8 protein-coding genes and 1 pseudogene are annotated in these 8,388 nt (G+C 73.2%); 4 read left to right on the top strand and 5 right to left on the bottom strand.

Annotated features, from left to right (window positions below):
* Positions 1-236: 236 nt before the first annotated feature.
* From A6R01_RS10280 to A6R01_RS10270, 3 genes are read left to right on the top strand one after another with little or no spacing between them, the layout of a single operon-like run.
* Entirely contained in the window at positions 237-896 is a 660-nt protein-coding gene (locus A6R01_RS10280; RefSeq protein WP_292605511.1) for a biotin transporter BioY, read from the top strand.
* 2 nt (positions 897-898) lie between these two features.
* Positions 899-1,639 carry an ABC transporter ATP-binding protein gene (locus A6R01_RS10275; RefSeq protein ID WP_292605509.1) on the top strand — a complete coding sequence of 247 codons (741 nt, stop codon included), beginning with the start codon at positions 899-901 and terminating at the stop codon, positions 1,637-1,639.
* Positions 1,636-2,247 (top strand): energy-coupling factor transporter transmembrane protein EcfT, encoded by a 612-nt coding sequence (locus A6R01_RS10270; RefSeq protein ID WP_292605507.1) that lies wholly within the window; start codon positions 1,636-1,638, stop codon positions 2,245-2,247. Before A6R01_RS10275 ends, A6R01_RS10270 begins: the two co-directional genes overlap by 4 nt.
* Before the next feature lie 143 nt (positions 2,248-2,390).
* Here the strand turns inward: A6R01_RS10270 and A6R01_RS10265 are convergent, their stop codons facing one another.
* The 3 genes and pseudogenes from A6R01_RS10265 to A6R01_RS10255 form a co-directional block, all read right to left on the bottom strand.
* Positions 2,391-3,794: an amidase gene (locus A6R01_RS10265; protein WP_292605505.1), complete on the bottom strand. Its 1,404-nt coding sequence runs from the start codon at positions 3,792-3,794 to the stop codon at positions 2,391-2,393.
* 70 nt (positions 3,795-3,864) lie between these two features.
* Positions 3,865-4,272, bottom strand: a pseudogene (locus A6R01_RS10260) (DUF6264 family protein); the annotation flags it as partial.
* 66 nt (positions 4,273-4,338) lie between these two features.
* A complete protein-coding gene (locus tag A6R01_RS10255) occupies positions 4,339-4,884 on the bottom strand; it encodes an NAD(P)H-dependent oxidoreductase (protein ID WP_292605501.1) in 546 nt (181 codons plus the stop codon).
* A gap of 106 nt (positions 4,885-4,990) precedes the next feature.
* On the opposite strand from A6R01_RS10255, the gene A6R01_RS10250 reads away from it, so the two are divergent.
* Positions 4,991-5,587 carry a TetR family transcriptional regulator gene (locus A6R01_RS10250; RefSeq protein WP_292605499.1) on the top strand — a complete coding sequence of 199 codons (597 nt, stop codon included), beginning with the start codon at positions 4,991-4,993 and terminating at the stop codon, positions 5,585-5,587.
* Positions 5,588-5,708: 121 nt separating this feature from the next.
* Here the strand turns inward: A6R01_RS10250 and A6R01_RS10245 are convergent, their stop codons facing one another.
* Together A6R01_RS10245 and cimA are read right to left on the bottom strand one after the other, a co-directional pair.
* A complete protein-coding gene (locus A6R01_RS10245; protein WP_292605497.1) occupies positions 5,709-6,533 on the bottom strand; it encodes a hypothetical protein in 825 nt (274 codons plus the stop codon).
* Positions 6,534-6,781: 248 nt separating this feature from the next.
* Entirely contained in the window at positions 6,782-8,380 is a 1,599-nt protein-coding gene (gene cimA / locus A6R01_RS10240; RefSeq protein WP_292605495.1) for a citramalate synthase, read from the bottom strand.
* Positions 8,381-8,388 lie beyond the last annotated feature (8 nt).

The following is an 8,388-nucleotide window of genomic DNA, read 5'->3' as shown; positions in this document are numbered from 1 at the left end:
GCACCGGCCAGCGCGATCGCGGACTCCAGCCCGAGCCCGCCGTTGGCGCCGGTGACCAGCGCGACACGGCCGGTCTGGTCGCGGATGTCGGCAGTGGTCCAGGACACAGTGGCTCCTCACGGGGTGGGACGGCACCACGCACGCTAGCGGCTGGCGCCTAGGGTGGCCGGGCCGTCCTGAACAGTGTTCATGCCCGTTCCCACCACGGCCCCCAGATCCACCGAGGAGACGCACCGATGACTGCCGAGACCACCGGCCAGCCCACCGCCGACCAGCCCACCGATGCGCGGGCCGAGGAGCCGACCCGCCGCTCGCGGCTCGGCGCGACCGACCTCGCGCTGATCGCGTCGTTCGCGGCGCTCATCTCGGCGCTGGCCTACGTCGGGGCGATCCCGGTCGGCGGCGCCGGCGTGCCGATCACGCTGCAGACCTCCGGCGTGATGCTGGCCGGCTGCCTGCTCGGTCCGCTGCGCGGGTTCCTGTCGGTGCTGCTCTACCTCGCGCTCGGCGCCATCGGCCTGCCGGTCTTCGCCGAGCACACCTCGGGCCTGGGCACCTTCACCCAGCCCAGCGCGGGCTACCTGCTGTCGTTCCCGGTCGCCGCGCTGGTGGCCGGCCTGCTGGTGACCTACCTGGCCGGCGAGCGCGGCAAGACGCGTGCGGCCGTGGTCTTCCTGTGCTCGATCGCCGGCAGCATCCTGGTCATCCACCCCGCCGGCATCATCGGCCTGATGGTGACCCTGGACATGTCGGTGGCCGAGGCGTTCCGCATCGACGTCCTCTACTGGGTCGGTGACCTGCTCAAGACCACGATGGTCGCGCTGATCGCCGCCGAGGTGCACCGCGCCTTCCCCCGGCTGCTCCGGGCCCGCGCCGTCCGCCCCGCCCGCAGCTGACCGTGCCCGTCCTCGAGCTCGAGTCGGCGGGCGTCTCGGTCGCCACCCCCGCCGGGCCGGACGGGACCGGCGAGAAGGTGCTGCTGCACCCCACCTACCTGCGGCTCACCCAGCAGCGGATCGGCGTCGTCGGCGCCAACGGCTCGGGCAAGTCCACCCTCGCCCGGCTGCTCAACGGCCTGGTCGCCCCGACCACGGGCCGGGTGCTGGTCGACGGGCTCGACGTGGCGCGCCGGGGCGCGGAGGTACGCCGGCGCGTGGGGTTCTGCTTCACCGACCCGGCCGCGCAGCTGGTCATGCCGACCTGCGTGGAGGACGTCGAGCTGTCGCTGCGCCGGCTCGAGCGCGACCCGGCCCGGCGTCGCGAGCGGGCCCTCGCGGTGCTCGCCGAGCACGGCCTGGCCGCCCAGGCGCACCAGAGCGTCCACGACCTCTCCGGCGGCCAGCGTCAGCTGCTCGCGCTGGCCGGCGTGCTGGCCACCGACCCGGCCGTCGTGGTCGCCGACGAGCCCACCACCCTGCTCGACCTGGCCAACTCCCGGCGGGTCGGCGACCTGCTCATGGGGCTCCCCCAGCAGCTCGTGCTGCTGACCCACGACCTCGACCTGGCCGTCCGCTGCGACCGGGTGCTCGTCGTCGCGGACGGCCGCGTGGTCGCCGACGCCGACGGACCGACGGGCGTGGCGGCGTACGTCGACGCGGTCGACCGGGCCGCCCACGACGGGCACGAGGGTCCCGCGTGAGCTCGCCGCTGCTGGTGGGCGTGCACCAGCCCGGGGACTCCTGGCTGCACCGCTGCCCCACCGGCGTGAAGCTGCTCGGGCTGGCCGCGTTCAGCCTGACCGTGGTGCTCACGCGGTCGGCGGCGGCCGCACCGGTCTTCCTGGGGCTCGCGCTCCTCGCGGCAGCCGTCGGCGGCGTACGCCTGGCCACGCTGGCGCGCGCCACCCGGGCGATCCTGGTGCTGGCCGTCATGGCAGCCGGGTTCCAGTGGTGGATCGACGGGCCGGCGAAAGCGGTCGAGACGCTGGTCGACCTGGTCGCACTGGCGCTGGCCGCCATCACGGTCAGCGCGACGACACCGGTCAACGCCATGCTCGACACCCTGGTGCGGGCGGCTCGGCCGCTGCGTGTCGTCGGGGTCGACCCCGAGCGGGTCGCCCTGACGATCTCGCTGGCGATCGGCGCGCTGCCCGGCACCCTCGCGCTGGCGCTCGAGACCCGCGACGCGGCCCGTGCCCGCGGCCTGGGGCGCAACCCGCGGGTCTACCTGACGCCGTTCGTGGTGCGGGTCGTCGCCCGGGCGCACGAGCAGGGCGACGCACTCGCCGCCCGGGGGCTCGGGGACTGACCGCGGGCGACGGCGGGGGGCGGTGAGTCCTCAACCGTTCCGAGTCGCACGACGGTTCACCACGCACCGCTCACCGCGGCAGCGGACCGGGAGCGGTGAGCCCTCAACCGAGTCAGCACCCCGATCGGTTCACCACTCACCGCTCACCAGCCCGGCGGCCGCCGATCGTGCCAGGGCGCGGCAGCCTCGACCTGGGCGGCCAGCGAGAGCAGCAGCGCATCGTCGGCCGGCCGGGCGGCCAGCATCACCCCGACCGGCAGGCCGTCGGGGGTCCAGTGCAGCGGCAGCGAGACCGCCGGCATACCGGTGACGTTCCAGGCCGAGGTCCAGGGCGTGAAGGCCTTCTGCGCCTCGAAGTCGCGCTCGGGGTGCTCGTCGTCGCGCAGCGCGCCGACCGGCACCGGCGGGGTCGCCAAGGTCGGCGTCAGGACCGCGTCGTACGCCGCCAGCGACTCGAGAGCGGAGGCGGCGTGGCGTCGCATGGCACCGATGGCCAGCCCGAACTCCGGCCCGCTCAGCGCGTGCCCCCGCTCCCCCAGCCAGCGGGTCAGCGGTCGCAGCAGGTGCTCGCGGCCCGGCGGCGCCGGCGAGAGCGCGGTGAGGACGGCCCAGCAGGTCTCGAAGACCGGCACGGCGTCGTGGCTCATCGGCACCGGGACGTCCTCGACGGTGTGGCCGAGCGACTCCAGCAGGCGCGAGGCGTCCTCCCACGCCTGCCGCACCTCGGAGTGCACCTCGACGTCGGCGATCACCGGCTCGACGAACCGCGCGATCCGCAGCCGACCGGGCTCGTGGTCGCAGGCGTCGAGGAACGGGCCGGCCGGCGGCGCGAAGTACGGGTCCCCGGGGCGACGTCCGGCCAGCACGTCGAGCAGCGCGGCGGCGTCGCGGACGGTCCGGGCGATCGGGCCGGCCGTGGCCAGGCCGACGGGGTCGCCGTACATCGGGGAGCCGCTGATCCGGCCACGCGACGGCTTGAACCCCACCAAGCCGCAGCACGAGGCGGGGATCCGTATCGAGCCGCCGCCGTCGGAGCCCTGCGCGACCGGCACCAGCCCGGCCGCGACGGCCGCAGCCGCACCTCCCGAGGAGCCGCCGGCGGTCCGGGTGCGGTCCCACGGTGTCACGCTCGGCGGCCGTCCGTCGGGCTCGGTGTAGCAGGGCGAGCCGAACTCCGGCGTCGCCGTCTTGCCCAGGCTCACCAGGCCCGCCGCCTCCATCGACAGCACGACGCCGTCGGAGACCTCGGGCACGAAGTCGTCGTAGGCCGCGGAGCCGAAGGTCGTGCGCACCCCGGCCGTGAGGTTGAGGTCCTTGATCGCGGTGGGTACGCCGCGCAGCGGGCCGTCGCCCGGGGCCGCCCGGCCGGCGAGCGCGCGCTCACGGGCCTGCTCGGCCGTCACGGTCACGAAGGCACCCACCCCGTCCGGCCCGTCGAGGCGATCGATGCGCTCCAGGTAGTGCTCGACGAACTCGGCCGAGGACACCTCCCCGGCCGCGACCGCGGCCCCCTGCTCCAGCGCGGTCAGGTCGTGCAGCTCGGCCATGCCGCCGACGCTAGCCCACCCGTCCTGCTCACTCGTCCGGCCGAGCCGGCGTATCAATACGCCGGCTCGATCAGCTGACGCCCGCGAAGGTGACCGCGACGCCGAGGGCGAAGACCAGTGCCCAGAGCGGGACCGCGAGCAGCGGCACCCACCACGCGAGCTTGCGGCGGACGAGACGCACCACCGCCCACGTGCCCATCGCGAGCAGCGCCACCCAGGGCGCGATGACGGCGAGGCCGACCCCGAGGAGGATCACGCCGGTGCTGCACTCCGTGGTGCCGGTGCCGCAGGAGTCCGACGCCATCACCAGCATCAGGCCGGCGAACGACGACACCATCCCGGCCAGCGCCAGGAGGATCAGCTCGACGGTCGTGGCGACGATGTCCCAGGTCCGGGGCTGCCCGGGCTCCGGGGGCCCCGCGGGCTGCTGGGGCCCCTGGGGCGCGACGATCTCGCTCACGCTGCCAATGTAGGGCCGATTCCCGCGCCGAGCCGGCGCATCCTTCCGGAAGGTTGCGCCGGCTCGGCGGAGAGCGACGGTCGGTCAGGCGGCGACCGGGGCCTCCTCGGCCTCGACCAGCAGGCGCAGGGCGTCGAGCAGCCGGGCGCGGACCTCGGGGTCGGTCAGCACGTCGACACCGACTCCCGGCTGGGAGACGACGACCGACTCCACGACGCGGGCGCCCGCGATGCCCGCGGAGCGAGCGGCGTCCGCGTGGGCCCACTTGCCGCCGTACGGCGTGGGGGTGGTGCCGATGACGCCGAACGGCTTCCCGACGATGGCGCCGGCGCCGTATGGGCGCGAGAGCCAGTCCAGCGCGTTGTTGAGGACGGCCGGCATGGTGCCGTTGTACTCCGGGGTGACGGCGAGGACCCGGTCGGAGGACGCGACGGCCCCACGCAGCGCCAGCACGGCGGAGGCGGCATCGTCGGTGTCGATCTCCTCGTTGTAGAACGGCAGGTCGCCGAGCCCGTCGACGAGCTGCAGCTCGACGCCTTCAGGGGCCTGGTCGCGCAGCATCTCGGCGAGACGGCGGTTGACGGAGTCGGCGCGCAGGCTGCCGACGAGGACGGCGACACGAGTGGTCATGGTGAGCTCCTCTTGAGGGGGTCGACGGACGATCGGGGCCTAAACGGACCACGGTCCGCTTCTATTCCGTCCGACCTCGCCGCCCGACTTCACTAGGGTGACCGGCATGCCCGAGCCGCTCCTGCTCCCGGTGGCCGACCAGCCGCCGGTCGAGCGTGCCGACGCGGCCCGCAACCGCGAGGCGCTGCTGTGCGCTGCGCGCCGGCTGGTCGAGGAGCGCGGCGTGGGCTGCGTGACGATGGAGGCGGTCGCAGCGGCAGCCGGCGTCGGCAAGGGGACCGTCTTCCGGCGCTTCGAGTCCCGCGAGGGCCTGATGGCTGCGGTGCTCGACTTCTCCGAGTCCGCCTGGCAGGCCTCGGTCATCTCCGGCCCTCCCCCGCTGGGCCCGGGCGCCGACCCGTGGGAGCGGCTCATCGCCTTCGGACGCTCCAGGCTCGAGACCACCCTGGTCCACGCCGACCTGATCCGCGCGGCCGGCGCGACCGGCTCACGGGCGGTCGGGGCCTACTCGTTCACCGCCATGCACGTGCAGCACCTGCTGGGGCAGCTCGGAGTCGACGGCGACCTGCCGGTGCTCGCGACGGCGCTGCTGGCGCCCCTGGAGATCCCGATCCTCGAGCAGCAGATGTCGCTGGGCGGGTTCCCCGTCGAGCGGCTGATGGCCGGCTGGGAGGACCTCGCCCGCCGGATCACCGGCCGGTAAGCGGATCCGGCCTCGTAGGAGGACAAGCAGAAGTCTCTGCCCCCTGAACACTCACGCCTGAGGCCGGGATCTGTGGGGTACTTCTGCCTGTCCGTCTACGAGACCCGCTGTGGCACCCGGATCATTCGGACCACGCTGGGTCGACCGAGAACTCAGGGGCGGGCTCCGTGCGCACCGGTGCTCGCTCGGGCCAGGGAGTGACCTGGTGGAGACTCGGCACTGACGCCACCAGGGGGACTGGGGTGCGATTGCCGAGAAACGTGGAGAGCGACAGCTCGACCGTGTCGCGGTCGCGCCAGCGCAGCGTCTTCGACTCTCGCTTGAGCGCCACCTCCGCCACCGGCCCCTCGACCACCTCGGAGGACCCGGCGATCTCACCGGACGTCCGGTCGCGGAGCAGGATGCGCACCCTGCTGAACCCGTCGTCGTGCAGCCACGCATCGAGACAGGCCTCCGTTCGCCTGTCGGGGCTGCTCTTCCAGGCGCTTCGCCAGGCGAGGTCCAGTCCGGTGTCGAGGTAGTCGTCGTGCAACCGCTCGAGCCCGGCGAGGGGCCAGCCCCGCGCGTGCCCGAAGCGGGTCATCACCGCATGGAACGCCTCGAGCAGCATCCGAGCTCGCCGCTGCTCCGACCAGGCGCCTGCTCCCACCGGGACACCGACGTGGGCCATCTCGAAACCCTCGGTCCACTTCAGATAGGTGCTGACCGGCACGACCTCGTCATCACGGTGAGAACGATGGACGAAGACCCGCACCTCGCCGTGGTTGCCCTCCAGGCCCAGCTCGACGAGTCCGCGGGAGTAGGCCTCACAGACTCGCCTGGAGGTTCTCGCCACCGCATCGACGTCAGGGTCCCGACCGCGGCCGTCCGGGTGCTGCTCCGCATCCCAGAGCCGGTCCCGGAACCCGGAGTAGGGGTAGACGAGGACGTACCGGACCCGAGCCACGCCCCCGATCCTCACACGCCGTCCGGTCTGACCCGCTCGCCGGGGAGGTGCACCATCAACCGATCCGACTTGCCGGACGGTTCAAGACTCACCGCTCCCAACGAAGAGCCGCCGCGGGCGGTGAGATGTCACCCGAAACGTCCTCGAGAACGGTTCAAGGCTCACCGCTCCCACCCGCGGCCCTCTCCCGGCGGTGAGCCACCAACCGAACCGACCCAGCGACCGGTTCAGGACTCACCGCTCCCCCGTCAGCGGCCCGTCGTCTGCTCTGCGCGCCGCAGCCCGAACGTGACGGCGTCGAGCAGCGCCTCCCAGGACGCCTCGACGACGTTGTGCCCGACACCGACGGTCCACCACGAGGAGCTGCCGTCGGAGGTCTCGATCAGCACCCGGGTGATCGCGTCGGTGCCGTGGCCCTGGTCGAGGATGCGCACCTTGTAGTCGATCAGCTCGAGCTTGGCGACCTCCGGGTAGGCCTGCCCGATGGCCTGGCGCAGCGCCTGGTCGAGCGCGTTGACCGGGCCGTTGCCCTCACCGGTGACGACGTAGCGGACCCCGGCAGCGGTGAGCTTCACGGTCGCCTCGGAGATGGCCTCGGTGCCCGGACCGGTCTGGGTCTCGGTGATCACCCGCCACGACTCGACGTCGACGTACGACGGGCGGTGGCCCTCGACCTCCTCGACCAGCAACAGCTCGAAGGAGGCGTCGGCGGCCTCGAAGGTGTAGCCGCGCGACTCCAGCACCTTGACCCGCTCGGTGATCCGGGTGACGAGGTCACGGTCACCGGACAGGTCGAAGCCGAGCTCACGGCCCTTCAGCTCGATCGACGCGCGACCGGCCATGTCGGAGACCAGCAGCCTCATGTCGTTGCCGACGCCCGCGGGGTCCATGTGCTGGTAGAGGTCCGGGTCAACCTTGATGGCGCTGGCGTGCAGACCCGCCTTGTGCGCGAACGCCGACGTGCCGACGTACGGCTGACGCGACGCGGGCGGCACGTTGGTGACCTCGGCGACCGCGTGCGCGATCCGGGTGGCCTCCGCGAGCAGCCCCTGCGGCAGCACCTGACGGTCCAGCTTGAGCTCGAGGTTGGCCACGACCGAGATGAGGTCGGCGTTGCCCGTGCGCTCGCCGTACCCGTTGATCGTGCCCTGGACGTGGGTGGCGCCCGCGTCGACGGCGGCGAGGCTGTTGGCCACTGCGCAGCCGGTGTCGTTGTGGCAGTGGATGCCGACGCGGCCGCCGGTGCTGGACACCACGTCGCCGACCACGTCGCCGACCCAGCTCGGCAACATCCCGCCGTTGGTGTCGCACAGCGCCGCGACCTCGGCGCCGGCCTCGTACGCCGTCCGCAGCACCTCCAGCGCGTAGGCCTGGTTCGCGCGGTAGCCGTCGAAGAAGTGCTCGGCGTCGAGGAAGACCGTCTGCCCCTCGGCGACGAGGTGGGAGACGGTGTCGCGCACCATCGCGAGGTTCTCCTCCAGCGTGGTGCGCAGGGCCAGCTCGACGTGGCGGTCGTGCGACTTGGCCACCAGCGTGACCACCGAGGCACCGCTGTCGCGCAGCGCCGCCACCAGCGGGTCGTCGGCCGCGGCGACCCCGGCGCGACGGGTGGCACCGAACGCGGCGAGCTTCGCGTGCTGCAGGTCCAGCTCGGACACCGCCCGACGGAAGAACTCGGTGTCCTTCGGGTTGGCCCCCGGCCAGCCGCCCTCGATGTAGCCCACCCCGAGACCGTCGAGCTGGCGCGCGATGTTCAGCTTGTCGGCGACGGAGAGGTTGAGCCCCTCCTGCTGCGCGCCGTCGCGCAGGGTCGTGTCGTAGACGTGGAACGCGCCGTGCAGGTCCATCAGGGCTT

This window comes from Nocardioides sp. REDSEA-S30_B4 (assembly GCF_001627265.1).
Taxonomy (GTDB): Bacteria; Actinomycetota; Actinomycetes; order Propionibacteriales; family Nocardioidaceae; genus Nocardioides.
This window is presented reverse-complemented; position numbering and strand designations above follow the sequence as displayed.

What these genes read in the sequence shown, in the direction of transcription:
- A6R01_RS10280 (WP_292605511.1), top strand. Translation starts at nt 237, where the DNA reads ATGACTGCCGAGACCACCGGCCAGCCCACCGCCGACCAGCCCACCGAT.
- A6R01_RS10265 (WP_292605505.1), bottom strand. Translation starts at nt 3,794, where the DNA reads ATGGCCGAGCTGCACGACCTGACCGCGCTGGAGCAGGGGGCCGCGGTC.
- A6R01_RS10255 (WP_292605501.1), bottom strand. Translation starts at nt 4,884, where the DNA reads ATGACCACTCGTGTCGCCGTCCTCGTCGGCAGCCTGCGCGCCGACTCC.
- A6R01_RS10250 (WP_292605499.1), top strand. Translation starts at nt 4,991, where the DNA reads ATGCCCGAGCCGCTCCTGCTCCCGGTGGCCGACCAGCCGCCGGTCGAG.
- cimA (WP_292605495.1), bottom strand. Translation starts at nt 8,380, where the DNA reads ATGGACCTGCACGGCGCGTTCCACGTCTACGACACGACCCTGCGCGAC.